The 842-nt window shown below is 69.8% G+C and carries 1 protein-coding gene; it reads right to left on the bottom strand.

Annotation, left to right across the window (positions count from 1 at the left end; all coding sequences use genetic code 11):
* The coding region (locus OC490_RS49075) for an alpha/beta hydrolase (RefSeq protein WP_262064556.1) at positions 1 to 842 on the bottom strand (842 nt) is incomplete at both ends.

Below are 842 nucleotides of genomic sequence, written 5' to 3'. Positions count from 1 at the left end.
GCGTTGAGCATGACGAAGTCGTGGATGATGCCCTGGAAGCGGACGGCGGTGACGGGGACGCCGGCTGCGCGGAGTTTGTTGGCGTAGGCCTCGCCCTCGTCGCGCAGGACGTCGGCTTCGCCGGTGATGACGAGGGCCGGGGGGAGTCCGGTGAGCTGTTCGGTGGTGGCGCGGAGGGGGGAGGCGGTGATCTGGGCGCGCTCGGTCTCGTCGGTCGTGTACTGGTTCCAGAACCACTGCATGCCGTCGCGGCGCAGGAAGTAGCCCTCTGCGAACTGGTGGTAGGAGGCGGTGTCGAAGTTCGCGTCGGTCACCGGGTAGAACAACACCTGCTGGACCAGGGGGACATCGCCGCGTTCCTTGGCCATCATCGTCAGCGCGGCGGTCATGTTGCCGCCGACCGAGTCGCCGACCGCGGCGATGCGCGTGGCGTCGAGGTCCTTGGTCGCGCCCTGCTCGACGACCCATTTGGCCACCGTGTAGTTCTGCTCGATGGCGACCGGGTAGCGGGCCTCGGGGGAGAGGTCGTACTCGGGGAAGACCACGGCGGCGTGCGCGCCGATCGCGAGTTCGCGCACCAGCCGGTCGTGGGTGTGGGCGTTGCCGAACACCCAGCCCGCACCGTGGATGTAGATGATCACGGGGAGTACGCCGGTGACGCCGGCCGGGCGCACGATACGGGTCCTGACCTGCCCGGTCGGGCCGCCGGGGACGGTGATCCACTCCTCGTCGACGGCGGGTTTCTCGGTGTCGCCGGACTGGACCTCGTCGACCGCCTTGCGGCCCTCCGCCGGGGGCAGGTCGAAGAGGTAGGGCGGGTTCGCGGTCGCCTCCGCGAAGGC

Source organism: Streptomyces sp. STR69 (assembly GCF_024519455.1).
GTDB lineage: Bacteria > Actinomycetota > Actinomycetes > Streptomycetales > Streptomycetaceae > Streptomyces.
Note: the sequence above shows the minus strand (reverse complement) of the source record. Positions and strands in the feature narration are given on the sequence as shown.